A 24,912-nucleotide genomic window follows, 5' to 3' on the forward strand; every position below is an offset into this window, starting at 1 on the left:
ACAGTTTACCGCCCCATTGGAAACATTAAAATCAATTCTTAAATTAAACCAACTAAACGGCTTTATGGACAGTATAAAAGTATTTGCACCGGGAACCGTTGCGAATGTAGCTTGTGGTTTTGATGTGATAGGATTAGCGTTGAATGCACCAGGAGACGAAATGATCCTTCGCCTGTCTGATGAACCTGGCATCCGCATTACTGCTGTTCACGGCGCCGACCTACCCCTCGACCCCACCCGCAATGTGGCCGGAGTAGCGGTACAGGCCCTGCTGGATAAACATGGCCATCCCAACGTAGGCATTGAAATAGAGATCTTTAAAAAAATCCATCCCGGCAGCGGCATCGGGTCTAGCGCCGCCAGCAGTGCAGGCGCCGTAGTAGGCGCGAACTACCTGCTGGGAGAGCCTTTCACCAAAAAACAACTGGTACGATTTGCCATGGAAGGTGAAAGGCTGGCCAGCGGAGCCGCACACGCCGACAATGTAGCCCCCGCCATCTTGGGAGGCTTTACACTCGTAAGAAGTTACCGCCCTCTCGATATCACCAGCCTGCATACTCCGGATGATTTATGGGTAAGCGTAATACATCCGCAGATCGAAGTAAAAACTTCCGATGCCCGTGAAATCCTGAAACAAAAAGTATTGATGACAGATGCTATCCGGCAATGGGGCAACGTGGGCGCTTTAGTAGCCGGCTTGTACCAAGAAGACTATGGCCTCATCAGCCGTTCCCTGGAAGATGCCATCGTAGAACCGGTACGCTCCATCCTCATCCCCGCTTTCCAAGAGCTTAAGCTAAAATGCGTGGAAGCCGGCGCCCTCGGCGGCGGCATCTCCGGCTCTGGCCCTTCTGTTTTTATGCTTAGCAAAGGAGAAGCCATCGCGCAGCAAGTAGCCGATACCATGAACCTGGTATATGCTCCGTTAGGAGTAGACTACAAAATCTATGTTTCCCGGATTAATACCGCCGGCGTAAAAGTGATTGAATAACCAATTAAGATGTATTATTCATGCAATATTTCAGCTTACAGAACAGGCAGCACAAAGTGAATTTCGAAACCGCCGTGGTACAGGGACTAGCTCCAGATAAGGGATTATATTTCCCGGAACAGATACCCTTGTTGGACAAAGATTTCATTACTCACCTAGACGACTATACGGACCAGGAGATCGGGTTAAAAGTGATCTGTCCTTTTATAGGAGATGAAATACCTAAAGAGGAATTAAGTAAGATCGTAAACAACACCCTGCACTTTCCTTTCCCTGTACAAAAAGTAACTGGGCATACCTACGCCCTGGAGCTGTTCCATGGTCCTACCCTCGCCTTTAAAGATGTGGGTGCCCGGTTCATGGCGGGATGCCTGGGTTATTTCCGTCGCAACAGCTCCGAGCCGGTAACCGTATTAGTAGCCACTTCCGGTGATACCGGCGGCGCCGTGGCCAGCGGCTTCTATAATGTGCCAGGTGTGGAAGTAGTGATCCTTTATCCTTCCCAGAAGGTAAGCACCCTGCAGGAAAAACAATTAACCACCCTGGGCAATAATATTCATGCCCTGGAAATCGAAGGCACCTTCGACGACTGCCAGCAGCTCGTAAAAACGGCTTTCCTCGATGCCGCCTTGCAAGCACGGCGACCGCTTACCAGCGCTAATTCCATCAACGTGGCCCGCTGGCTGCCGCAGATGTTCTACTATTTCCTGGCCTATAAACAAATGAAGGCAGCCCATCCCAGGTTAGTATTTTCTGTGCCCAGCGGCAACTTCGGCAATATCTGCGCCGGCATGATGGCAGCAGCTATTGGGCTGCCCGTATCACATTTTGTAGCAGCTACCAATATCAACGATACAGTTCCCCGTTTTATGGCCAGCGGCAGATATGAACCAAGCAAAGCATCACCAACCCTTTCCAATGCCATGGATGTTGCAGACCCCAGCAATTTTGTACGCATACTGGAGCTGTTCAACAATAATTTACCTGCCCTGCAAAATAAGCTGACCGCCTACAGCTTTAACGACAGGGATACTGCCCGCACCATGGAACAGGTATGGAAAGAAAACCATTATATGCTGGACCCTCATGGAGCCGTAGGTTTTATGGGACTTCAACGCTACCTGGAACAGGCGCCTGAATTATCCGGTGTGTTCCTGGAAACAGCGCATCCGGTTAAATTTGAAGACACTGCGCCAAAAGCCATCCGGGAAGAAATATATACCCCTGCCAAAGTGATGGCCTTATATGGCAAAGAAAAAAAAGCCACCCTCTTGCCGGCAGATTATACTGCCCTCAAAAACTGGTTAATGCGATAAGGATTCAGTAGTTTTGGCGCCAGTATGAAATATTTACCTATCCTCCTGTTTCTTACGGGCGCCCTGGCATGTAACCATGCCGGCAACCGACAACCGGCTACCGCCTCTGCTATCGATTCCGTGTTGTACAGCGATATAATACAACCGGTTACCGATTCTATTTTGCAATTTCCAGATAATCCGGAACTATATTACCGGAGGGCGCTTCTGTTATTTAATACTAATCCCAACCTGTCGCAGGCCGATTTTGAACATGCCGCCAAATTAACGCCCGGCAACCCCGACTACTGGGCGGGCGCCGGAGAAGCGGCACTGGTTGTAAACGATTACAATAAAGCCGCCGTTTACTTCCGGCAGGCGCTCACTACCGCTCCCGGCTATGCGTACCTGCAGTACCGCCTGGCCACCGCCTACATCGAAAACAAACAGTACGCCCAGGCCGACAGCCTGGCCAATGCACTGGCGCAGTCTTCCGACGGCCGCGACAAAGCCTTTTACCTGAAAGCCCGCATAGCGGAAGACCGGCAGGATACCGTAACAGCCATCCGCCATCTTACTTCCGCGATTCATGCCGCCACGCAACCGGAATATGAAGCACTTATGGAATTGGCCGACCTGCTACGCAGCCGTAAAGCGCCCGCCGCAGCCAGCTATTATATACAGGCATGGCGACAGGATACTACCAATGCACACCCACTGTACGAAGCCGCACAGTTCCAGGAAGAACAAGACAATGAAACCGCTGCCCTGGCCACTTACCGCCAATGCATTATAGCAGATCCCGGCTTTGAACCTGCTTACCTGGCACTGGGAAAGATATATCAACATAAACGAGACTGGAAACAAGCCTATACTTATTTCAACCTGGCTGCCAAATCGGCGCCCACCGATGCCTGGGCCTATTACTACCGGGCGATATGCCAAGAACAACTTGGCAACAAAGCCCTGGCTATAGCAGACTATACTAAAGCGACATCTTTCAAAAAAGATTTCAACGAGGCCAGGGAGGCCCTGAAAAAATTGAAACCTTAATAATTACTTACATTTACAGTACTCAAAAATATTGCCTTTGGAAAAGCATCCTGTTTTAGTAGCGCCTTCCCTGCTCGCCGCAAACTTCCTTGAGCTGGGAAAAGAAGTGGATATGGTAAACCGCAGCGAAGCCGATTGGTTTCATCTTGATGTAATGGATGGCAGATTTGTACCTAATATCAGCTACGGTCTGCCAGTAATTGCACAAATTAAAAAGCGCGCCCAAAAACCTTGTGATGTTCACCTGATGATCGAAGAACCGGAAAAATACGCCGCCGAATTCCAAAAAGCCGGCGCTGATATTTTAACCGTTCACCTGGAAGCCTGCATCCACCTCCACCGGAATATACAACAGATAAAAGGCCTGGGCATGAAAGCCGGCGTAGCCCTCAACCCGCATACCCCGGTGGTAATGCTGGAAAACGTTATCCGCGACATCGACGTAGTGTTGGTAATGAGCGTGAACCCTGGCTTTGGCGGGCAAACCTTTATCGAACAAACCTATCAGAAGATCAAACAACTACGGCGCCTGATAACAGATCATCATGCGCACGCACTGATTGAGGTAGACGGAGGAGTTGGAACAGAGAATGCAGGTGAACTGATACGCGCAGGCGCTAATGTGCTCGTAGCCGGTAGCGCTATATTTTCCTCTCCGGACCCTGAAAAAACAATACAGGTACTCAAGACAAGTGCGCAATAATTTCCTTTGATAATGGCTTAGTAAGATATCCTGTTACAAAATCGTAGGCACTTACCCGTTCCCGGTCTTTTTCATCGATAGAAGACGTGAGTACGAATATGCGTATACGTTTGGGAAGCTGCCCACAGAAAATGGCATACTCCTCCAGAAACTCCCAACCATCCATTACAGGCATATTAAGATCCAGTAAAATAAGATCAGGTAAGGAGGCCGCCTCTCCCGCATGGTCGCGGAGATAATCGAGCACATCCTGTGCATCTGAAAATACGCGGATGTTTGAACTAATAGCCTGACGTTCGATCATGATTTTAGCAATCTGCTGGTGAATCGGGTCATCATCTACAATAAAAATCGTATCGATCAACTTCATAAAGGGGGTTTATTCGGATCTAAAAGTAATAATAAATTTTGTTCCCTCTCCAGGACGACTCTCTGCCTTAATACTCCCGCCCATAGCTTCCACCTGAGTTTTGGTAATAAAAAGGCCTATCCCTTTGGCATCTTTATTTTTATGAAAAGTTTTACGAAATCCAAAAAGCTTATTACCAAACCGCTCCATATCTATCCCCACCCCGTTATCCTCTACGCTCAACACCAGGTTATCATTATCTCTCCTGGTATGCAAATGCAGGGCCGGCGTGCGTTCTGATGAACGGTAGCGAATGGCATTTGTGATAAAGTTCTGTAGTATACTGTCCAGGTACACCTTTGGATATTCAATAACCGGTTCCTCTTCGAAATTGTATGTAATTTGAATATGGCTGGTTTCAATATCTACCAGCAAAATATCCATTACGTTTTGTAACCTGTCGGCAAAGTAAAGCTTTTCCCGCTCTACATTCACATCTTTTCTGATCTGCACCACTTCCACCAGGTCGTTCAGTGTTTCATCAATTTTCTTGATCACCTCATGCAGCATACCCAGGTATAAGTCGCGCTCCTGTTGGGAGGTAGCCTCATTATGCATCTGCATCAGCGCTTTCAGGTTAGCAATGGGCGCCCGCAGGTTATGGGACGTAATATGTGCAAAATCCTCCAGCTGCTTATTTTGATTCAGCAGGTTTTTATTGAGATTAGACAACTGATCGTTAGCCTTCCTCAGTTCTTTCTGGAGCTTACGGCTATCGGTAATATCCCGCATAAATACAGAGATACCGCCATCTTGCATAGGTGTGAGAAGGAAATCATACCATTTGTCTACTATCGGAAAATAAACGCCGAACGACTGTGAAGCCTGCTGATCAATACACGCTTGCAAACGGGCATAAAACACAGTACCACTTAGCCGGGGAAATTCTTCAAATATGTTGCTGCCGATGGCCACCGGATGGCCGATCATCTTTTCCGCCTTGCGGTTCAGGAAGTTGAGGTTTCCATTCTTCTCCATAGCAGCATAACCCATATCAATAGTATCAAAGAAAAGGCGCATCAGCTCAGTATTCCGGGTAAGCTCATCTTTTATCTCTGCCTGTTCCGTAATATCCTGGATAACGCCATACATCCGTACCAACCGGCCATCTACATATCCTGGTTGCCCGATAGCTCGTACCTTTTTCATTTCCTGGCGGCCGGAAAGAAGGCTTAGTTGCACATCAAAGGGTTTGCCGGCTTCCATACACTGGTGCATCAACCCTTCCAGCACTTCCCGGGATTCTGGCGTATAAAAAGACAACATCCTTTCTTCATTCATCAACTCCTCTGGGGAACAATCGTGAATGTGGTAAGATTGCGGCGTCCAACGGATATGCCGGCTTTCCATGTCGAGTTCCCATCCACCTACTTTTCCGATACTACCGGTTTGTTGCAGGAATTCTTCATTCTTCCTGTTCTCCAGCTCCTGCATTTTTTTATCCGTAATATCGTTCACCAGGGCCACGATGATGATTTCCTTATCCACCGGTTCTGTTACCGGAAAAATAGTAAGGTCGAGGTACACCTCTCTGCCTACAGTGGTCCAACGCTTGTCTTGCGAGAAATCGATGCGCTTTTCTACCCGTAGGGCCTTATTCTGTTCAAGCGCATGAATAAACAGCTTATCCAGTTCAAACATCGTCGCCAAGCCATCGTTCATCACATTAAAGGACTGGCGGCGGTGCACAGCGGGATTCGGTGAATTAAAGAAATCGCGTTGTGTTTGATTAATGCGGCGGACAAAGCCGAAGTTATCGAACTGTATATAGCCGATGGGCAAGTTTTCGATGATATTGTCGAGCAGCCGTTCACTTTTCTGGAGGCTGAGTTCAGAGAGTTTCTTTTCCGTAATATCATCCAGGATCAGGAAGATATTGACTATATTCCGTTGTTCATCTTGCAAAGGGAAAATAGTTGCCTCAAAATACACCGGAAAAAGCCGGGTAACGTTTTCGTTCTTTTTCTCCTGATAACTGAGCAATATTTCCCTTTTGAGGGTTTTCCTGGTTTTGCGGACCTCTTCAAACATGCTGGCGAGGCCATTGAGGCGGTAAAACGGATCTTCCAGCCATTGGTAGCCAGGTTGGGTAAAAAAGGGATGCTGAGTGCCCCATATCTGCCGCTGGCGGCTGTTCATGTCCATACTGGTGCCATCTGTAGCGAATTGCTGCAGGCCCAGGGGCAAATTTTCGAGGACCCCGCTATAATAGGCTTCATGCTGCACCCGTTTTATTTCCACGAGTTTACGGGAAGTGATATCCATACCGATGAGCACACATTGCTCCAGTTGGCCGGCCTCGTTCATCAACGGGCTCACAGCAGCTTCGAGCCAGAGGGGAGTATGATCATTTTTAAGCAGGCAAAGTTGTTCCTGCACTGCTTTCCCTGCCTGTAAAGCGGTCCATATCTGCTCCCATTGATCAGGATTGGCAGGCCGTAGTATGCCTGTGATGTGGTGTCCTGTAAGTGAATCGGACGTTTGCTGCAAAGCGGCTACCACCTGCGAATTTACCGCAGTCACCATACCTGCAGCATCCATAGTAACCGTGAGCGCGCAGGCATTAATAGCGGCTTCAAGATGCTGTAATTGCCGGTAATGCTGTTCCAGCATAACTACATTCATATGATAGCGGAATCTAAAATCGTTGTGTCAAGTAATACCAAAGTAGGCCTTATATAATAAAAAAACACCATTGCATTTGTAAAAGTAATAAAATGTTGGATAAAGGGCTAATTCTTACCAATTCAGTGTTGGCAAGCAGATCGGCGTTTTGTCAGGTGCATTTATCCACGGGTGTGGATTTTCAATTTTCCAAAATTGTTAAACGATCAATATCTTTGGGGCGACTTGTTAAATTACTATTTTAAAATCTTTTTAGATGAAAGTTTTGATTATCATGGGTTCCGAAAGTGATAAACCAGTAATGGAAGAATCCCAGAAGCACCTGCAGTACTTTGGAATCGAAAATGAGATGGTGGTAGCTTCCGCACATCGTAATCCGGATAAAGTAAGAGAATTGTGTATAACAGCTCAGGAAAAAGGATTTGGCGTAATTATTGCCGCAGCGGGCATGGCCGCAGCATTACCTGGAGTAGTATCTGCCTATACCTCTTTGCCTGTTCTGGGAGTTCCCCTGGAAGGTGGTTTACCTGGCGGTGTAGATGCATTGTATTCTATTGTACAAATGCCTGCGGGCTTACCAGTAGGTACCCTGGCAGTAGGAAAAGCTGGTGCGCGTAATGCCGCCGTATTGGCAGCCCGCATTCTGGCTTTAGGCAATGAGGATATAGCCGCTAAAGTAGCATCCTTCAAACAGAATGGATACAGAATTTAGTGATTGTTTAACACTTGCGTCTTCCAGGTTGTACAAGATTTAAATAAATTCGGAAGGAAAAGCCGAATATTTCCTGGACAATTAAATCATTGAATCATTGACAGAATCCATCATCAATTTAGACAGTATTAATCCCATAGAGTTTTTCGGCGTTAACAACGGAAAGCTGGATCTACTGAAGAAAAAATTTCCATTGCTGAAGATCCTGTCTAGAGGCACCCAGCTAAAATTAAGCGGGGCACCGGAAGAAGTGGCTACAGCAGAAGAAAAGATCGGTCAGATCGTGAAATACCTGGAGCGGAACGGTAATCTTACGGAGAACTATTTTGAACAGATTCTGGGTGATGAGGAAGGCACAAAAATCGATAATTTCAGCGAGCGTAATCCTAATGAGGTACTGGTATTTGGCCCTAATGGACGTACTGTAAGGGCCCGTACCTCCAACCAAAAAAGGATGGTAGCGCTGGCAGAGAAAAATGACATCATATTTGCGATCGGCCCTGCTGGTACCGGTAAAACCTATACCGCTGTAGCCTTGGCTGTACGCGCACTCAAAAACAAAGCCGTTAAAAAGATTATTCTTACCCGTCCGGCGGTAGAAGCAGGTGAAAGCCTGGGATTTCTGCCCGGCGACCTGAAAGAAAAGATTGATCCGTACCTACGACCTTTATATGATGCGCTGGATGATATGATCCCTGCTGAGAAACTGAGTTATTACATGACCAACCGTGTTATCGAGATCGCACCTTTGGCGTATATGCGTGGCCGTACCCTGGATAATTCCTTTATCATCCTGGACGAAGCGCAAAATGCCACAGACCTGCAGATCAAGATGTTCCTAACCCGTATTGGCGCACATGCGCAGGCCATCATTACCGGTGACCTTACACAGATTGACCTGCCCAAAAATCAGCAATCCGGTCTGGAAAGAGCTACCCGGATACTTCGTAACATTGAAGGAATCGGCCATGTGGAACTTGATGAGGAAGATGTGGTAAGACATCGCCTGGTGAAAGCCATCATCAGGGCATATGATGCCAATAAAGATAAATAGCCTTTAGCAGCTGGCCGCCTGGTGAAAACTGGCTGCTGGCTGCTAAAATTTAGGCGCTAACCAAATCATCCTGTTTTTACCGAGGGAAATTCAGTCCGAAAGCCTGTGAATACGTAAAGCTATAGTTGATGACTTTGCAGAATTGAAGTTTACCCCTATTTTTGTTGTGATATATAATAATTTATCGACCGCATGACCAATTTTTTTCGAATCATGACACTGGCAATCATTACAACCTTGCTGTTGGGCAGTTGTAAGAAAAGGGCTTCTCCGGAGGAGGTAGCGCTGGCATTTATGCATGCCATCCAGGATTCGAACTACGACCAGGCAAGGGAGTATGCCACCAAAGAATCCCAACAGGTAATACAGATCTATGCTATTTTTGACGGCCGTCGAAGCGGTGCAGAAAGAGAAAAGATTAAAAATGCCAAGATAGAGGTAGTAAATATTGAGGAAAACGGCGATAAAGCGGCTGTTACTATCCTCAACTCCTCTGCTCATCAGAAAGAAGTGCTGCAAATGGTGAAGGAGAATGGCCAATGGAAGATTTCCCTGACTTTTGACAGTATTATTCCCAATTACACCCCGCAAACCGGGGAGGTATCCGGTTTCGACTCAACCACTGCTTTACCGGCAGATACCGCGGCGGCTAACGGCATAACTGTGCCTGGAAGCAAGTAATTACCGCGAATTTTGTTGTTTTACGGATATTTATTAGCTATTAATGGGTAGTTCCCTTAATTTTGCCACGCATAATGAATTGAATGTGTGGCTCATTTCCTGTTTTATATACAGCGCACAACGAACCGCCATATCTTCATGAAAAGTGAGGTGAATGTGTTTTATTCACTTTTCAACATTAAGCAATATTGAACAAATAAAACTTTAAAGTACGTAGATTATGATGACAAATCCCTGGCACAGCGTGAGTCCCGGCTCTCAAGTGCCGCATGTTGTAAATGCAATTATAGAAATTCCAAAGGGATGCCGAGCCAAATATGAACTGGATAAAGAAAGCGGTTTACTGAAACTGGACCGTGTTTTATATTCTTCCGTTTACTATCCTGCCAACTACGGTTTTATACCACAATCTTACTGCGACGACCACGATCCGCTGGACATTCTGGTATTGTCCCAGGTAGAGTGCGTACCTATGTGTATCATCGAAGCCAAAGTGATAGGCGTGATGCAGATGGTAGACGGCGGTGAGGCAGACGACAAGATCATTGCCGTTGCCTCCAACGATATGAGCGTAAACCACATCAACGATATTTCCGAACTGCCACCTCATTTCATCGATGAAATGCGCCACTTCTTTGAAGAGTACAAGAAACTTGAAAAGAAAACTGTAATAGTGGAAGAGTTCCAGAATAAAGTAAAAGCTGAAGCCATCATTGCAAAAAGCTTCGACGATTACCGCAAAATATTTAAGCAGAGCTAATATAACAGTAGCTATTCACTGCTAAAAAAGCGAAGATCATCCATATGATCTTCGCTTTTTCACTTTAAGGCCGGCCAGTAGCTAGCAGCCTTTTAATAATTCTCAGCTGATGTGTCCGGATGCCGGTATCTGCGTTAATGATACCCTGGTTATCGATTGCATCAATGCGCACTTTACCGGAAGCATGGATGATCTCATGATCGCTCAGCAAGATGCCCACATGCGTGATCTTCCCTTCTTCATTATCAAAAAAGGCCAGATCGCCCAGCCGGGCTTCCTGTAAAAAATCCACGGTATGTCCTTGGGTGGCTTGTTGATAGGCATCTCTCCACAAAGGGATGCCCAACAGCTTAAACACCGTTTGCGTAAACCCGGAGCAATCTACTCCGAATACACTGTTACCACCCCAGAGATAGGCTGTATTTAAAAATTGCCAGGCAGCGTTTTCCAAAGCCGCCATATCCACGTTGGCGCCAGTTGTTGGCAAGGCAAGCGGCTGATCTTCCAGCTTTACTGTTACCTGGCCCCATTGTGCAGCAATAGCCGGTACCCCCTTTACCAAACAGCCAAAGGGCACTTGCATGGGTTGGCCATTCAGCGTAACACGGTTCACCCAACCTGGCATATACGCCATAGCCGGGGCCTGAAAAAGCTCTTCATCAATCGGTTCCAGGTGAGCAACCGTAGCCCAGCCTATGTATTCATCATATTGATTTTTAACCAATGCCCAACCCCCAGGAGCGGTTTCCATGATTTCCACACAGGCTCCCCACAGCAACTGTGAAACCATTTCACTTCTGTGCGACGCTGTTGCCCGCAAAGGCGCAACCGGTACAATTACAATAGCGTATGGCATATTAATTGTATAAATCTATTTTATTATTCAATAATCTTATGCGCTAAATGAACTTTTTCTGCTTTTGTACGTAAATATAAAGTAATAAGTTTATGCAACAACAGTTAACCAATTTATCGGATAAGGAGCTGATATCCCGGGCCAGAAAACAGAATGACCGCGAGGCTGAAGGCGTATTGATGGAGAGATACAGTCATCTATTGGTAGCTGTTACCATCCCCCATCTTCACAACGACCCTAATCTGGACCCCAACGTTGTATTTCCAGCTCTCATACAAAGGCTAAGCGCCAGTTTAAAAACACAAACGATTTATAAAGTCAGTGAATGGATCTTACACATACAAAAAGGCTATCTAAGTAAACCGGAAAAGAATACACCCTTTTACCCATCCCGCGATGGGAGAGATCTGTTACATATTGAAAACACGGTAGTAAAGGCGGCCACCAATATCATTGATCGACAGGATCTGATAGTACGGTTAGAACAAGCAATGCAACGGCTACATGCGGATGACAAAGCGCTCATCACGCAATTCTATCTTGAAAATAAATCCTTTACCGATCTTTCAGCTATTACAGGGTTACCCCGGGAAAAATTACGGTCCCAGCTGAAAAACGCCAAAGGAAAACTTGCCAAGCTATTTATGAATCAGGGATATGTTAAGTAGTAAACCGAATAATGATAAAGTACTAAAGATTTTTTCCTCTATCCGTTGCCTCAACAGAGACCAACTGCCCAGATACATAGATGGAAGGTTGACAGACGTGGAAAAACATCTGGTAGAACAACATCTCACAGATTGCGATCTGTGTTTCGGCGCCCTGCAGGCATTGGAGAAAGGAGAAAGCACAGAGCAATACCAGGAACTCACCAATAAATTGCAACGTCACGTACACAACACAATACAGCCCGTTTCACATGTGCAGAAAGTAGCACAGTATACCCGCAAAGAAAGGAACAAAGAACATATGCTGGTATTTTTCTGGCTACTGGCTTTTATTGGTTTGGGCATTGGCAGCGTATACGTTTTACGTGGCCATATGCGTTACCAACCTCCTCCCCCTATCCACGTTGTGGCGGCCAGTTTGCCAGAAAAGGATACTGCATCCGCCAATGCCAATGCTACCACTACGCCTCCCATCGTAAACGCCAATAATGCACCAGCTACTACTACAGCTATAGCTACAACAGTTGTGCCTCAGCAGCAACCGACCAATACGCCACCTGTTACCATTATCGTACCCCCATCTACCCCGGCACATCCCGATTCTGCCGCACTAAAAAAAGCCGCTGCATTGAAAGCCTTGCAAAAGAAAGCGACTGCCGATAGCTTGCGCCGGGTAAAATGGCATCAACACCAGGAAGACTCTCTCAGAAGAGCAGCCGCAGAAAAAGCGAAAGAAAAAGAAGACGACGACGACCACAAAATAGTGCCGCCTCCAGCCCTACCTAAAGAAAAAGATAAAGAAACCCCTACGCCGGAACCTAAACTGGAGCCTAGAAAAGAGGCGCCTACCCCTACGCCTGCTAATAGCGAAGAAAACCTGTATAAAACCGCTTTAACCTATCAGCAACAAGGTAATCTAGCTGAAGCCATCGACCGGTTAAAGAGAATTGAAGCATTCAGTTCAGGCAGGTATGTGGAACAGGCACGTTACCAATTGGCCATTTGCTACCGCATGAAGGGGCAAACAGGCAAAGCCCGCCGCATGTTCAAAGAAGTAGTAAAAATGGATGGGTCGTTGAAAACCTCTGCCCAGGAAGCATTAAACAGCATGTAAAATATTTTTTACCAGTCCCTGCATCACAAATATGAAAATATTTATGGATTTTTGCGGCTGCTGCATCTAATATACAGCATCCATATAATAGCCTGTGAATAATCCAGCATTACAACAACTAACAGACCAGGAGTTACTGCAACGGTTCAAAACTGATAATAACAGTGATTGGATAGGTGTGCTGTTTGACCGATATGCCCTGTTACTATTGGGTATGTGCATGAAATACCTGAAGAATGAGGAGGATGCCCGCGACGCCGTGCAACAAATCTTCCTTAAAGTATTATCCGATGTTCATAAGCATGAAATACAATATTTCCGGGCCTGGATATACCAGGTCGCTAAAAATTATTGTCTCATGCAGTTGCGTCAACAACATATGAAATTCAAGGAAGAAATCTCCGATAAACATATGGGGGGCATCGCCGCGGAAGACAATGACAAAAGGGTATACCAGGAAAAAGATATCTTGCTGGAAAATATGGAACAGGCGATGAACCTGTTAAGCCCTGAACAAAAAATTTGTGTACAGCTCTTTTACCTGCAAAAAAAATCTTACCAGGAAATTGCGGATCAAACAGGCTATAGCCTGCTGCAAGTGAAAAGCTATATACAAAATGGTAAAAGGAATTTGAAAATTTTACTGGAAAAACAACAACGTGCAAACAAAAGTTAATTTGCATCAATAGCGATATGAACGAGCATTTCAACGATATTTTTGTAACTACAGGCTGTCCTTCACAACAGCAATTGCTGGATTATGTGCAGGGCAAACTTACTGCTGCAGAGCAACATGAGGTAGAAATGCATCTGGCCGATTGTGAGCTTTGCAGCGATGCACTGGAAGGGCTAGCTACTATTAAAAATAAAGAGAAAATTCCCGGCTGGATCATTGAAATGAAATGGGACTTACTGAAAAAACTCCGGAAACGTTACCGGAACAGAAGAAAACCCAATAATTATCTATACCTGACTATCATCATTATCTGTATACTATTTTTACTGTTAGCCATGTTCTGGACTTATTATTTAACAGCCCGGCAGTAAATAGTATCTGACAACACCATACAACCATGCAGCAAAGCAGCTCCTGCGTTTTTGCTGCATGGCTAAAGATTAATACAGTGTTTTATTCCCCTTCTCTTTCCATTCTTTAAATACTGTAATAGCAGTTTTATCCGGTAACGCGATCAACGGTATTTTTTTCTGATCGTGTGGTACTTCCAATTCGCGGTAAATAAAAGAATCATCAAAATCAATAGCCGCGGCGTCGTCCTTGGTATTGGCATAATACACACATTGCGGCCGGGCCCAATAGATAGCCCCCAGGCACATGGGACAAGGTTCGCAGGAAGTATAAATTTCACAATCATGCAATTGGAAAGTGCCTAGCTTTTTGCAGGCCTGCCGGATAGCCACTACTTCTGCATGAGCGGTAGGATCGGTGTTACATAATACCTGGTTCCACCCCTCACCGATAATCTCCTCTCCTCTTACTACAATGGCGCCAAACGGACCGCCATCCCCTTTTTCCATTCCCCTGCGGGATAAAGCGATGGCGTGTTGCATAAATTTTTTTTCTCTTTCTCCTGGCATACTATTAGGGTTTTGATTCTTCCAAATTTAACGAAAGCCACGGATAAAAAGCGGGCATAAAAAAGCCCCGCGAAGAATCGCGGGGCCGGTTGTTAACTATGTATCGTCGTATATAGAATTACTTGTTTCTTATTACTACCACGCCATCAAACACGTCAATTAACACTGGCTTGGATTTATCAATATCTCCTGCGAGTATTTTTTTACTTAACAGGTTAATGATTTCCTTCTGAATGAGGCGTTTCAGCGGTCTGGCGCCAAACTGCGGGTCATAACCCTGAACAGAAAGGTATTCGATCGCATAATCAGAAAAGTCCAATATCATGCCACTCTTTGCTACCATCTCCTTCAGCTGCTGTAATTGAATGTTAATTATTCCTTTAATTTCATTTCTCATCAGGGGCTGGAACATAATCACTTCATCCACCCTATTGAGGAACTCCGGACGAATAGTCGCTTTCAACAAACTCATCACCTCATCCTTGGTTTTATCTACTACCTCATCCCTATTAGATTCATTGATATTGTCGAAATTTTCCTGGATGATATGGCTACCCATGTTACTGGTCATGATGATAATGGTGTTTTTGAAGTTCACCACGCGACCTTTGTTATCGGTTAAGCGGCCATCATCTAATACCTGCAACAAAATGTTAAATGTATCCGGATGGGCTTTTTCAATTTCATCGAGCAGTATTACAGAGTAAGGTTTACGGCGTACTGCTTCTGTAAGCTGGCCACCTTCATCGTAGCCTACATATCCCGGAGGCGCGCCTACCAAACGGCTAACGGCATGTTTTTCCTGGTATTCGCTCATATCTATACGGGTCATCATATTCTCATCATCGAACAGGTATTCGGCCAATGCTTTGGCCAGTTCTGTTTTACCCACCCCGGTTGTACCGAGGAATATGAATGATCCGATAGGCCGGCGGGGGTCTTGTAATCCTGCCCGGCTGCGGCGGATGGCATCAGATACTGCTATAATCGCTTCTTCCTGTCCTACTACCCGCTGATGCAGCTCATTTTCGAGATGTAGTAATTTATCTTTTTCGCTCTGCATCATTTTAGCTACCGGGATACCGGTGGCTTTAGCTACATTTTCTGCGATATCTTCCGCATCTACCTCTTCCTTAAGAAGACGTTTATTGTTCGCGGATATTTTACTCAGCTCTTCCGTAAGATCTGTTACTTTCTTTTCTTCCTCTTTCACCCTACCGTAACGGATTTCAGCTACGCGGCCAAAATCGCCGTTACGTTCTGCCTGTTCGGCTTCCAGTTTAAGGTTTTCGATAGCGGATTTAGCATTTTGGATTTGGTCTACCACTTCCTTCTCTGCCTGCCATTTTGCTTTAAACGTATTCCGTTCTTCTCCCAGGCGGGCAATCTCTTCACCAAGTTCCCGCAATTTATCTTCATCGTTTTCCCGCTTAATCGCTGCTCTTTCAATTTCCAGTTGCCTGATCCTTCTCTCCAGTTCATCCAGTTCTTCCGGCATAGAGTTCATTTCCAGCCGTAATTTGGCAGCGCTTTCATCGATTAAGTCGATTGCCTTATCGGGTAAGAACCGATCGGTGATATAACGGTGCGATAATTCCACGGCAGCGATAATCGCTTCGTCTTTTATGAGTACATGGTGATGACTTTCATATTTTTCCTTCAAACCACGCAGAATGGAGATAGCATCCTCTACAGAAGGCTCGTCTACCATTACTTTCTGGAAGCGGCGTTCCAGGGCCTTATCTTTTTCAAAGTATTTCTGGTATTCATTAAGGGTGGTAGCGCCAATAGCACGGAGCTCTCCTCTTGCCAGCGCAGGTTTAAGGATATTTGCGGCATCCATGGCGCCTTCCATGGCACCAGCCCCAACCAGGGTATGGATCTCATCGATAAAGAGAATGATCTCTCCATTGCTTTCCGCCACTTCTTTTACCACACCTTTCAACCTTTCCTCAAACTCGCCGCGGTATTTGGCACCGGCCATCAATGCACCCATATCGAGGGCATAGATGATTTTTGACTTGAGGTTTTCCGGCACATCGCCGTTAATGATCCGATGCCCTAGCCCTTCCACGATAGCGGTTTTACCAACACCTGGCTCACCTACCAGGATAGGGTTGTTTTTGGATCTACGCGATAATATATGCAAGGTTCTGCGAATCTCTTCATCACGGCCGATCACCGGATCGAGTTTACCCTCCCGGGCCATCTCATTGAGGTTCTTCGCATATTTCTGTAACGTATTGTACTGGGGACTGCCGCTTTGTGAGTTAACCGTATCTCCCTTCCTTAGCTCGCGGATAGCGGTTTTCATACCTTTTTCAGTTAGGCCGGCATCCTTCAGCAACTTAGCAGTATCGTCGTTACCACCGAGTATGCCTAGTAGCAAATGCTCTACGCTTACAAATTCGTCTTTAAATTCTTTGATGGAAGCATTAGCCCGCAAAATAGCATTGTTGGCCTCCCGGCTAAGGGTTTGTCCGGCTTCCCCTCCTACTATACGGGGATATTTATTTATTTGCTCATTCAGCTTATTGTTTACAAAAGATGTGTTGACATCGTTCTTCTTCAATAAATATTCGATAGGGCTATCTTCATCATTTAATAAGGCTTTCAGTATATGTCCTGTTTCTATAGACTGGTTTTGATTATTAAAAGCCAGTTGTTGGGCCTGTTGCAGTATTTCCTGCGATTTTATAGTGAAATTGTTTAAATTCATACCTTGCTTATTTTCTCCTTTTTGATGTTCTCAAACGTCTTTAGGTAACAACAAACCCTGATCCAATGTTGTTTTTCCGGAAATTATGACATATTACGTAAAGGAATACTGCATTTTTAGCAGAATAATAATATAATAACTGTAATTTTTTCATCTTTCAGGGGAAAACGTACGTATAATTTGATATATAATTAAAGTAATATATTAAATAGCAATTTTCATAGGATTTAAATTAAATAAATAGCAAATCCAAACAACCCAGGCAACTACATTGTTACAACTGTGCTAAGCTAAGGCCAGATGATCTTGAATCAGACTGTATCAAACATTCTTCATCATTAAACCCTACAATTATGTCTTTCGACTTACTGGAAAGCGCTAAAAGCATTTTTAACAGCAATGTAGTCAGCCAGGCTTCTGCTCAGCTGGGAGAAAGTGAGGGAAGCGTGCAAAAAGCACTGGGAGGAATTGTACCAGTAGTATTAACTGGCTTGTTACACAAGGCCGGATCAACAGGAGAAGCGGGCAATCTGCTAGACCTGGTAAAAGGCACCTCCCAGAACGCCAATCCTACGGCTGTTGGCGGAGCAATACAAAGCGGTGCAGGAGGTTTACTCAGTAAAGGGTCCGACCTGTTGCGTTATTTGTTTGGCGACAAAGTGAATTCCATTATCGGCACTTTGTCTTCTTATGCAGGTATCAAAGAATCTTCCGCCAGCACGTTGTTACAGGCAGCTACTCCTGCCACCCTGGGCACAGTAGGCCAATATGCTGCGCAGAACAATCTTTCTTCCAACTCTTTCCTATCGCTGCTAGACTCACAAAAAGATAAAATACTGGGTGCCCTACCTGGTGGTATTAACCTGGCGGGCATATTGGGTCTTGCCAGCATTGGCGACCTGGGCAGAAAGCTGGGCAATATGGCCAGCGGCATTGGCAGTAGCGCCACCGCCGCCACCGCCGGAGCCCTCCATGCAGTAAAACAGGGAGGTAGTAACCGCTGGCTGTGGTCGTTGCTCCTGATATTGGTTGCTATTATCCTGCTCTGGTACCTGATGCGCGGTTGCGGCGGCAAACAAAATGCGGCTCCGGTGGCTGATTCTTCAGCAGCCACCGTTCCGGAAGCTCCGGCAACAACAGCGCGTGAAAACATACAGGTAACCCTGCCAAACGGCACTGTACTCAATGCCTATAAAGGTGGTATTGAAGACCAGCTGGTAACCTTCCTGAAAGATCCTAACCAGCAACCCGGCAAGGATGTATGGTTTGATTTTGATAATCTCAACTTCAAAACCGGCAGCGCTGAAATTACCGAAGAAAGCATGACACAGGTCGGCAACATCGCTGCTATTATGAAAGCTTTTCCTAAAGCTAAAATTAAAATAGGCGGCTACACCGACCGTACCGGCGACAGCACCGCTAACCTGCGCCTGTCTAAAGAGCGCGCAGAAGCCGTATTAAATGCGCTGAAGAAAGAGAATACCAACAGCGACCAGCTGCTCGGCGCAGAAGGGTATGGCTCTCAATTCGCCAAAGTCGCCGCCGATGCACCGGATGCAGACCGGCAAAAAGACAGGCATATATCTATTAGTGTGCGCGAGAAATGAGGCAATGCATAAAATTTATTGGACTTAAAAAGAATTGGGCTGTATCATGGATTTGATACAGCCCAATTCTTTTTAAGTCCAATAAAAACGGTTCTTATTCCTTACAATTCTTCTTTCAACAATACCAACCTGTTTCTATCCGATTTATAAATGGTTGCGTAAAATTTCATGAGTTCCGGGAAGTCGGCTGCCGGGAAAGTACCCGCCTTACGTTCCAACTTTCGTATATAGCTTAACGTATTACCCTGAATAACGATGCTATTGGTATAGGCTCCAAACTTGCTGATATAGGATACCGGAGCAGGAATGGATTCTGGTTTATAGCCGGCAGGCAGGGTGATGCTTACCGTATCAATGTCGCGGTAAGCAAAGTTGAACTTAATCTCTGATTTGCGGGATTCTTCCGCATCCAGTTTTCTGCCTTCCCTCGACAGGATATTTGGTACCAGGAACATCCGTTTGCCAGTTACAGCAGCATAGCTATGGCCTTTGATCTGCAACTTCTCTTCGATAGATGGAATAGGCGTTCCCAGCTCTTTGTAACGCAAAGAGCTGATATCATAACTGGAAAGGTCTAATCCCTTACGGAGCACCTCCAATTGCTTCTCTTCACTAAGCACGTGGATCATCTGATGCAGCCTATCCTGTTGCAAACCGCTGTAAACAGTGTTGGCATCGATGTTAATGTTCCCCTCCACATCGATGGCAGCATGAATGTTCCGGTGTTGTTCATTACAATCCATACTATAAAAGGGAGTCCGGACCAATTTGCTTTCATTTTCATCTATAACGAGTACCGGCCTGTTGTCTGTAAAGTCGCCCAAATAGCCGGCTGGCAAGGTATTGCTGGTACATTCCAACCAAGTAGTATCCTTTCCATCTGGCACACATAGAATTACATGGTTGAACTGAAAGTCTGGAAAGTCCTCCCAGATGGTATGTTTGTTTTCCCCTGCTTTTACAAGAACACAATTAGATTTTATACCGGCTTCTTTCAACAAAGACATCATGTAATTAGACAGGGCCTTACAGTCGCCATACCCTTTAGTGGCCACATAGTTCGCATCAAAGGTTTGCCAACCGCCGATCCCCAGCTGTACACTGATATAGCGGTAGTTTTGCTGCATATATCTGTACAACGCCTTAATTTTTTCCGTGCGGCTGTTAAGACCATCTGTGAGCTCATGTACTTTAGCTTTCATATTATCCGGCAATACATCCCGTCCCTCATTGAGCTTATATACGAAAGCACCGAAATCTTTCCAGGTGGCCAGGCTCCCTTTATATTTTTCCAGTTCAAACATTTCTGTTCCCAGCAGCACTGTGGGCGTACGGCGGTAAAACTCATCGGGATTAAACTCTTCCTTTAATGCGGGTACCTGTTTTACTTCCCAAACATAGGTGGCTATATTTTTATCCGTTGTTTTAACCGGCTCCCCATTATACAGATAACTACGGTAACGCAACGTAAAATCGGCGGGAGCAGTTACCACCAAACGGCTTTGCTCTACCGTACAATCCAGGTCGTCCTGGGGTTGCCACACAGGCAAGAAAACAGTGCTTCCATAGCGCATTTCCACCTCATATTCTACCGTATATGGATATACGTTATGATAGAACCGGTGCAGTTTCAAGCGGGCATCTGTCATCAGGCTGGCATCATCCACCGCACTAATGTCTTTGATATCGCTTTGTTTCATGCGTTTCACCTGGCCGCCTAACGAATCGTACAATGTGCCACTCACAGATCTCACATCACGGAATTTATCATAGTATTCGTAGAACATTACATCCGAGGCCCCTTTTTCATCCAATACGGTAACAATATAGTGATGGATGACGCGCACATCTGCCAGATCATTTATACGGACAATGGTTTCATCCAAACGTTTTACTGTATGCGCATTTTGTTTCAAGGCAACGGGAATAGCACTGACAGGGTATACAGGTTCCCCTGCCCAAACAGGACGGGCTATTAACAATGATAACAAACATGCCCCAATAGCTAAGCGCTTATGCATATTTTATTTTTTCTTTTTTAAAACAATCTGTTCTGATTCCTTCTTCACTACCAGGTCAAAAAAATCACGCAGGGTGGCATATTCATCCGGGTAGAAATTCGCCTTGTTCAGTTTTATTCTGCAACTCAACTGAATATGGTCGTCCTGTTGCTGGATCAGGTACTGGAAGATACCTTCATTTTCATTGTACTTCACAACAGTAGGCTTAGGCAATTCATCCACCACATATCCTTCCGGGATTTCCATATTAAAAGAATACATTTCATCAGAAACACTATTCATTTCCACAGGGAATTTACGTTCCATAGAGGTAAAAGGGTTATGCTTATAGGCTTCTCCGAACAGCGGATTAATATAAAGCACGTCTCCATCGCCCACCTGCATGTTGAAATCATATTTAACCAGCAAAGGAGCGTCCAGTTCTTTCAAGTCTTCCACTTCTTTATGCTCCAGTTCTATTTCACCGGTATAGGCTTTGGTGATGTCTTTAAAATAATCTTCCTCACTTTTATTTTTTATCCTATTGCGTATACTATATGATTCAAAATAGGTAGGTCGCTGCATAAAAGTTCCGGAAACTGTTCCATTTTCCAGCTTGCTTAATGATACGCTGGTAAACTTCTGCTCTTTCAGGGAATCGGCGCCCAGGATTACCGGGGTAGCAAAATCATCTATCGTTCTGGCCGCACCATTATAACAACTTGACGGTAATCTACCGAAACCCATGAGCGGTTCGGAAGCATCGAGTTTCACATATCTATTGCCCACTTGTACACCTGCAATGAGGTAATTAAAGCGGGTAAGCAAAGGATAGAACTGGTACACATATCCGTTGGCCCGGGTGCTGAGTATAATCGGGTGTGCACTGAGCCCTGCTTTCCGCAGCATGGCCACCAACAACATATTAATTTCTGCAACACTGCCACTTTTTGTGTTGAACACATTCTTTAGTTTTTTCTCCATCCAGAATGCGCGATAATTAGTACAAGTAAAGTTATTTCTTATCCAGCCGAATATTTTCTGGGCTTTTTCCTGATCGGATTTAGCGTCTTTTGTTAACTCCTCCACTGTACCGGAAACAAAATTATTATTGTTTGATAATACACCAGCTACATCTTCATCTTTCATGAGATCCTTCATCAGCTCTTCCCAGGTATTTTGCACCGGCTTACGTGGCTGATTAGGCCAGTTATAAGCAGACAGCTGGAATTCCACCCGGTTAATATAATTATCAATGGTAGTAACAAAACTTTCATTATGGATGGCGGGTACATCTTTCAATGCCCATTTGTAGATAGTAACATTAGGCGTAACAGTTACCGTGTTAGATGGACCTGCACCACCTGCCGATTCTTGCTGGAAACTCATGGTAACACGGGAATACTCTTTCGATTGCACTACATATTTTTCATATCCTTGCGGGATTAACATATAGTCGAAGTATTCAGGAATAGCTACACTATACTCGCTCCATAACCGGGGATACTCACCCTGGAATTCCCATGCGCGCAGATAGCGGTGATAGGGAGAGGAAATTGTGTAAGTATACTCTATAATAGCTCCTTCCTTCACGGCTGGCAATGTGAATTTTTTCACCAACAGGGATTTATCCTGTTTGTCGTTGAACACATTTTTACTATCCATTTTTGTTTCTACCACCACACCATTTTCCAGGTTATAGGTAGATGCTTTCAGGTTAAGGAGCCGCTCTTCTGTTGTTTCGGATTTGTGCAGGTTCACTTGTACCGTGGCCTCATCATAACCATTCTTATCTACAATTTTAATGCGCCGGTGTACTTTGTAGATCAGGCGAAAATCGCTGCCATCCGACTCAAAGGCAGAAGAACCGATTTCAGAAAGCACGATTGCGTGTGCACCGGTATCTTTCTCGAACTTTTTGTCTGTAAACTCTTCTTTGGAGACTTTACCAAATTTCATTTTACTACCATCCTGAGCATTAGAAGCCAGGGCGAACAAACTGCTAACTGACAAGATTAGCATCTTTAGGGTGTACTGCATACAGTTATTGCATAGGGATAATATGCGGCGCAAAGGTATAAAAAATCACGTAATTTTGCGAGGATGACTCATACCTTATTCATAAAAGAGCTGGCCCATGAACTGGGATTTGATCATTGCGGCATCGCGGCAGCAGTGCAACTGGATGATGATGCGCGCAGGCTGGAAACCTGGCTGAATAAGGGTATGCATGGGAACATGCAGTATATGGAAAATCATTTCGACAAGCGTATAGACCCCAGAAAGCTGGTAGATGGCGCCCAATCGGTGATCACGTTATTATTCAATTATTTTCCCCAGGCACAACAAAGACCCGACGCCCCACGTATATCCAAATATGCATACGGACAAGATTATCATGAGGTGATCCGGGAGAAACTAAAAATGCTGCTGCTGCGCATGCAGGAACATATAGGGCCAGTGCAAGGACGCGGGTTTGTAGACTCCGCACCTGTGTTGGAACGAGCCTGGGCCAGGCGTAGCGGCCTAGGATGGATAGGTAAAAATGGTAACCTGATCCATAAACAAGCAGGGTCTTTCTTTTTTATCGCTACCTTGATCACCGATATTCCGCTGGAATATGATGGTCCGGTAGGCGATTACTGCGGTTCCTGCACCCGTTGTTTGGATGCCTGCCCTACCGAAGCCCTGGTAGCTCCGGGCGTAGTGGATGGTAGTAAATGTATTTCCTACTTTACCATAGAACTAAAGGAAGCCCTGATACCCGACCAGATGAAGGGGCAGTTTGACAACTGGATGTTTGGCTGCGATACCTGCCAGGATGTATGCCCCTGGAACCGCTTTGCCAAAGCGCATCAGGAGGCGGCATTTACCCCTATTCCTGCGATTCTAAACTTTTCTACTCGCGACTGGGAAGAAATGACGGAAGAAGCCTTCAAACAAACTTTCCGACATTCTCCATTAAAACGCAGCAAATTTGCCGGCATCCGGCGGAATTTGAAGTTCATTGGCTCTTAACTGCCAGCATTTTGCACTACCAAAATGCAACGCCGCTGGCAATAGCGTTTTTTAATTTTTTTTAAATATTATTTGTCTATATCTTGACAATCGTTTTACCTTCACCTACTTTTGTACAGCAACGAGCTGACAACTTTCATTAATCCGCCAAATATCACTACATATACCGGTTATACCGGATCAGCTGATCAATTTTTTATGGACCTGAGTGCCATAACGTGGAATTTAGCAATAAAGGTCGAATTCTTTCGACCTTTCTTTGTTTAGTATTCGCCTCTTATTTATACATGAAAGCGCTTAAATGGCCGGACTTTTTAGTACCTTTCTAGGTCTAATGCCGCAATGTCATGGAAATTAAAGTTCTGACTTTACCGGGCCTGAGAGGTTCGGGACCTTTGCACTGGCAAACCAAATGGGAAACCAGCCTTACCGGGATTCAACGAATTGAGCAATCTGACTGGGATGCGCCGGTATGCGCCAACTGGATCAAAAAGATAGAGCAGGCAGTAAAGATTGCCGGCCCCCAGGTGGTGATAGCCGCCCATAGCCTGGGTTGTGTTGCGTTAGCACACTGGGCGCAGCAAAGCAGTACTCCCATTACCGGTGCCTTGCTAGTAGCTCCGGCTGATGCCGAACAGCCCGATTTTCCACCGGAAACAAAGGGCTTTACGCCTATTCCCTTAACACTTCTCCCTTTTAAAAGTATTGTAGTAGCCAGTACCAATGATGATTATTGTACCCTGGAAAGGGCCTTGTTTTTTGCAGAACGCTGGGGTAGCCGGTTTGTAAATGCCGGCGCCAAGGGGCATATTAACAGCGATTCCGCTGTGGGCGACTGGCCAGAAGGACAAACGCTGTTGAAAGAACTCGTACAAAACTGGGCCACATTATAATTATAGCGGGTAAGTATCCAGGAGACATCAGTTAACTAAATCGATTTTTCCAACAATAATTAACGTAAAGATAAACTAATCAGATAGGGTAGTAAAGTATCCTTGTGGCTACCTTTGCCCGGCAAAAAGAATAACTACCGTTATAGTATTCCTGTTTT

The 24,912-nt window shown here is 45.3% G+C and carries 22 protein-coding genes; 15 read left to right on the top strand and 7 right to left on the bottom strand.

The window, feature by feature from the left end:
* Positions 1 to 64: 64 nt before the first annotated feature.
* The 4 genes from ACDQ55_RS13755 to rpe are packed head-to-tail and all read left to right on the top strand — an operon-like array spanning position 65 to position 4,042.
* Positions 65 to 991, top strand: a complete 927-nt coding sequence (locus ACDQ55_RS13755) for a homoserine kinase (protein WP_420981976.1) — start codon at positions 65 to 67, stop codon at positions 989 to 991.
* A 20-nt stretch (positions 992 to 1,011) separates the two neighbouring features.
* Positions 1,012 to 2,307, top strand: a complete 1,296-nt coding sequence (gene thrC, locus ACDQ55_RS13760; RefSeq protein ID WP_420981977.1) for a threonine synthase — start codon at positions 1,012 to 1,014, stop codon at positions 2,305 to 2,307.
* 24 nt (positions 2,308 to 2,331) lie between these two features.
* Positions 2,332 to 3,339 carry a tetratricopeptide repeat protein gene (locus tag ACDQ55_RS13765; RefSeq protein ID WP_420981978.1) on the top strand — a complete coding sequence of 336 codons (1,008 nt, stop codon included), beginning with the start codon at positions 2,332 to 2,334 and terminating at the stop codon, positions 3,337 to 3,339.
* Positions 3,340 to 3,376: 37 nt separating this feature from the next.
* The gene (gene rpe / locus ACDQ55_RS13770) at positions 3,377 to 4,042 is read left to right on the top strand and encodes a ribulose-phosphate 3-epimerase (RefSeq protein ID WP_420981979.1); all 666 of its coding nucleotides are present in this window, start codon (positions 3,377 to 3,379) and stop codon (positions 4,040 to 4,042) included.
* On the opposite strand, the gene ACDQ55_RS13775 is transcribed toward rpe, so the two are convergent.
* Positions 4,023 to 4,412 carry a response regulator gene (locus ACDQ55_RS13775; RefSeq protein WP_420981980.1) on the bottom strand — a complete coding sequence of 130 codons (390 nt, stop codon included), beginning with the start codon at positions 4,410 to 4,412 and terminating at the stop codon, positions 4,023 to 4,025. The two genes, rpe and ACDQ55_RS13775, sit on opposite strands and share 20 nt — an antisense overlap.
* 9 nt (positions 4,413 to 4,421) lie before the next feature.
* Positions 4,422 to 7,076: a PAS domain-containing sensor histidine kinase gene (locus ACDQ55_RS13780; protein ID WP_420981981.1), complete on the bottom strand. Its 2,655-nt coding sequence runs from the start codon at positions 7,074 to 7,076 to the stop codon at positions 4,422 to 4,424.
* Between the two features lie 256 nt (positions 7,077 to 7,332).
* On the opposite strand from ACDQ55_RS13780, the gene purE reads away from it, so the two are divergent.
* The 4 genes from purE to ACDQ55_RS13800 all read left to right on the top strand — a co-directional run bounded on the left by purE (position 7,333) and on the right by ACDQ55_RS13800 (position 10,283).
* Positions 7,333 to 7,788, top strand: a complete 456-nt coding sequence (gene purE, locus ACDQ55_RS13785; RefSeq protein WP_420981982.1) for a 5-(carboxyamino)imidazole ribonucleotide mutase — start codon at positions 7,333 to 7,335, stop codon at positions 7,786 to 7,788.
* Between the two features lie 97 nt (positions 7,789 to 7,885).
* Positions 7,886 to 8,842: a PhoH family protein gene (locus ACDQ55_RS13790; protein ID WP_420981983.1), complete on the top strand. Its 957-nt coding sequence runs from the start codon at positions 7,886 to 7,888 to the stop codon at positions 8,840 to 8,842.
* A 213-nt stretch (positions 8,843 to 9,055) separates the two neighbouring features.
* Positions 9,056 to 9,523: a DUF4878 domain-containing protein gene (locus ACDQ55_RS13795; protein WP_420981984.1), complete on the top strand. Its 468-nt coding sequence runs from the start codon at positions 9,056 to 9,058 to the stop codon at positions 9,521 to 9,523.
* Between the two features lie 220 nt (positions 9,524 to 9,743).
* The gene (locus ACDQ55_RS13800; RefSeq protein WP_420981985.1) at positions 9,744 to 10,283 is read left to right on the top strand and encodes an inorganic diphosphatase; all 540 of its coding nucleotides are present in this window, start codon (positions 9,744 to 9,746) and stop codon (positions 10,281 to 10,283) included.
* Positions 10,284 to 10,347: 64 nt separating this feature from the next.
* Here the strand turns inward: ACDQ55_RS13800 and ACDQ55_RS13805 are convergent, their stop codons facing one another.
* Positions 10,348 to 11,139, bottom strand: a complete 792-nt coding sequence (locus ACDQ55_RS13805) for a C40 family peptidase (RefSeq protein ID WP_420981986.1) — start codon at positions 11,137 to 11,139, stop codon at positions 10,348 to 10,350.
* 92 nt (positions 11,140 to 11,231) lie between these two features.
* Between ACDQ55_RS13805 and ACDQ55_RS13810 the strand changes: the two genes are divergently transcribed.
* The 4 genes from ACDQ55_RS13810 to ACDQ55_RS13825 all read left to right on the top strand — a co-directional run bounded on the left by ACDQ55_RS13810 (position 11,232) and on the right by ACDQ55_RS13825 (position 13,968).
* Positions 11,232 to 11,807, top strand: a complete 576-nt coding sequence (locus ACDQ55_RS13810; RefSeq protein WP_420981987.1) for a hypothetical protein — start codon at positions 11,232 to 11,234, stop codon at positions 11,805 to 11,807.
* Positions 11,797 to 12,921, top strand: a complete 1,125-nt coding sequence (locus ACDQ55_RS13815; RefSeq protein ID WP_420981988.1) for a tetratricopeptide repeat protein — start codon at positions 11,797 to 11,799, stop codon at positions 12,919 to 12,921. Before ACDQ55_RS13810 ends, ACDQ55_RS13815 begins: the two co-directional genes overlap by 11 nt.
* Before the next feature lie 94 nt (positions 12,922 to 13,015).
* Positions 13,016 to 13,597: an RNA polymerase sigma factor gene (locus tag ACDQ55_RS13820; protein WP_420981989.1), complete on the top strand. Its 582-nt coding sequence runs from the start codon at positions 13,016 to 13,018 to the stop codon at positions 13,595 to 13,597.
* 17 nt (positions 13,598 to 13,614) lie between these two features.
* Positions 13,615 to 13,968, top strand: a complete 354-nt coding sequence (locus ACDQ55_RS13825; protein ID WP_420981990.1) for an anti-sigma factor family protein — start codon at positions 13,615 to 13,617, stop codon at positions 13,966 to 13,968.
* 69 nt (positions 13,969 to 14,037) lie between these two features.
* Here ACDQ55_RS13825 and ACDQ55_RS13830 read toward each other — a convergent pair whose 3' ends face one another.
* Complete coding sequence (locus tag ACDQ55_RS13830; RefSeq protein ID WP_420981991.1) at positions 14,038 to 14,517, bottom strand: nucleoside deaminase; 480 nt, start codon at positions 14,515 to 14,517, stop codon at positions 14,038 to 14,040.
* A gap of 118 nt (positions 14,518 to 14,635) precedes the next feature.
* Entirely contained in the window at positions 14,636 to 17,236 is a 2,601-nt protein-coding gene (gene clpB, locus ACDQ55_RS13835) for an ATP-dependent chaperone ClpB (protein WP_420981992.1), read from the bottom strand.
* A gap of 353 nt (positions 17,237 to 17,589) precedes the next feature.
* On the opposite strand from clpB, the gene ACDQ55_RS13840 reads away from it, so the two are divergent.
* The gene (locus ACDQ55_RS13840; protein ID WP_420981993.1) at positions 17,590 to 18,843 is read left to right on the top strand and encodes a DUF937 domain-containing protein; all 1,254 of its coding nucleotides are present in this window, start codon (positions 17,590 to 17,592) and stop codon (positions 18,841 to 18,843) included.
* A 101-nt stretch (positions 18,844 to 18,944) separates the two neighbouring features.
* On the opposite strand, the gene ACDQ55_RS13845 is transcribed toward ACDQ55_RS13840, so the two are convergent.
* Both ACDQ55_RS13845 and ACDQ55_RS13850 read right to left on the bottom strand, forming a co-directional pair.
* Complete coding sequence (locus ACDQ55_RS13845; protein WP_420981994.1) at positions 18,945 to 20,864, bottom strand: DUF3857 domain-containing transglutaminase family protein; 1,920 nt, start codon at positions 20,862 to 20,864, stop codon at positions 18,945 to 18,947.
* Between the two features lie 3 nt (positions 20,865 to 20,867).
* The gene (locus ACDQ55_RS13850; RefSeq protein ID WP_420981995.1) at positions 20,868 to 22,856 is read right to left on the bottom strand and encodes a transglutaminase domain-containing protein; all 1,989 of its coding nucleotides are present in this window, start codon (positions 22,854 to 22,856) and stop codon (positions 20,868 to 20,870) included.
* 90 nt (positions 22,857 to 22,946) lie between these two features.
* On the opposite strand from ACDQ55_RS13850, the gene queG reads away from it, so the two are divergent.
* Positions 22,947 to 23,861 (top strand): tRNA epoxyqueuosine(34) reductase QueG, encoded by a 915-nt coding sequence (gene queG, locus ACDQ55_RS13855; RefSeq protein WP_420981996.1) that lies wholly within the window; start codon positions 22,947 to 22,949, stop codon positions 23,859 to 23,861.
* Between the two features lie 347 nt (positions 23,862 to 24,208).
* A complete protein-coding gene (locus tag ACDQ55_RS13860; RefSeq protein WP_420981997.1) occupies positions 24,209 to 24,754 on the top strand; it encodes an RBBP9/YdeN family alpha/beta hydrolase in 546 nt (181 codons plus the stop codon).
* The last annotated feature ends 158 nt before the right edge of the window (positions 24,755 to 24,912 follow it).

This window comes from Chitinophaga sp. 30R24 (assembly GCF_049056765.1).
In the GTDB taxonomy this organism is placed as follows: Bacteria; Bacteroidota; Bacteroidia; order Chitinophagales; family Chitinophagaceae; genus Chitinophaga.

Bases quoted from the DNA above. Each gene is read 5' to 3' on its own strand.
- ACDQ55_RS13815 (WP_420981988.1), top strand. From the start codon at position 11,797: ATGTTAAGTAGTAAACCGAATAATGATAAAGTACTAAAGATTTTTTCC.
- ACDQ55_RS13805 (WP_420981986.1), bottom strand. From the start codon at position 11,139: ATGCCATACGCTATTGTAATTGTACCGGTTGCGCCTTTGCGGGCAACA.
- ACDQ55_RS13795 (WP_420981984.1), top strand. From the start codon at position 9,056: ATGACACTGGCAATCATTACAACCTTGCTGTTGGGCAGTTGTAAGAAA.
- ACDQ55_RS13825 (WP_420981990.1), top strand. From the start codon at position 13,615: ATGAACGAGCATTTCAACGATATTTTTGTAACTACAGGCTGTCCTTCA.
- ACDQ55_RS13800 (WP_420981985.1), top strand. From the start codon at position 9,744: ATGATGACAAATCCCTGGCACAGCGTGAGTCCCGGCTCTCAAGTGCCG.
- ACDQ55_RS13775 (WP_420981980.1), bottom strand. From the start codon at position 4,412: ATGAAGTTGATCGATACGATTTTTATTGTAGATGATGACCCGATTCAC.
- ACDQ55_RS13830 (WP_420981991.1), bottom strand. From the start codon at position 14,517: ATGCCAGGAGAAAGAGAAAAAAAATTTATGCAACACGCCATCGCTTTA.
- queG (WP_420981996.1), top strand. From the start codon at position 22,947: ATGACTCATACCTTATTCATAAAAGAGCTGGCCCATGAACTGGGATTT.
- purE (WP_420981982.1), top strand. From the start codon at position 7,333: ATGAAAGTTTTGATTATCATGGGTTCCGAAAGTGATAAACCAGTAATG.
- ACDQ55_RS13860 (WP_420981997.1), top strand. From the start codon at position 24,209: ATGGAAATTAAAGTTCTGACTTTACCGGGCCTGAGAGGTTCGGGACCT.
- ACDQ55_RS13810 (WP_420981987.1), top strand. From the start codon at position 11,232: ATGCAACAACAGTTAACCAATTTATCGGATAAGGAGCTGATATCCCGG.
- clpB (WP_420981992.1), bottom strand. From the start codon at position 17,236: ATGAATTTAAACAATTTCACTATAAAATCGCAGGAAATACTGCAACAG.
- thrC (WP_420981977.1), top strand. From the start codon at position 1,012: ATGCAATATTTCAGCTTACAGAACAGGCAGCACAAAGTGAATTTCGAA.
- ACDQ55_RS13780 (WP_420981981.1), bottom strand. From the start codon at position 7,076: ATGAATGTAGTTATGCTGGAACAGCATTACCGGCAATTACAGCATCTT.
- ACDQ55_RS13840 (WP_420981993.1), top strand. From the start codon at position 17,590: ATGTCTTTCGACTTACTGGAAAGCGCTAAAAGCATTTTTAACAGCAAT.
- ACDQ55_RS13755 (WP_420981976.1), top strand. From the start codon at position 65: ATGGACAGTATAAAAGTATTTGCACCGGGAACCGTTGCGAATGTAGCT.
- ACDQ55_RS13845 (WP_420981994.1), bottom strand. From the start codon at position 20,864: ATGCATAAGCGCTTAGCTATTGGGGCATGTTTGTTATCATTGTTAATA.
- ACDQ55_RS13765 (WP_420981978.1), top strand. From the start codon at position 2,332: ATGAAATATTTACCTATCCTCCTGTTTCTTACGGGCGCCCTGGCATGT.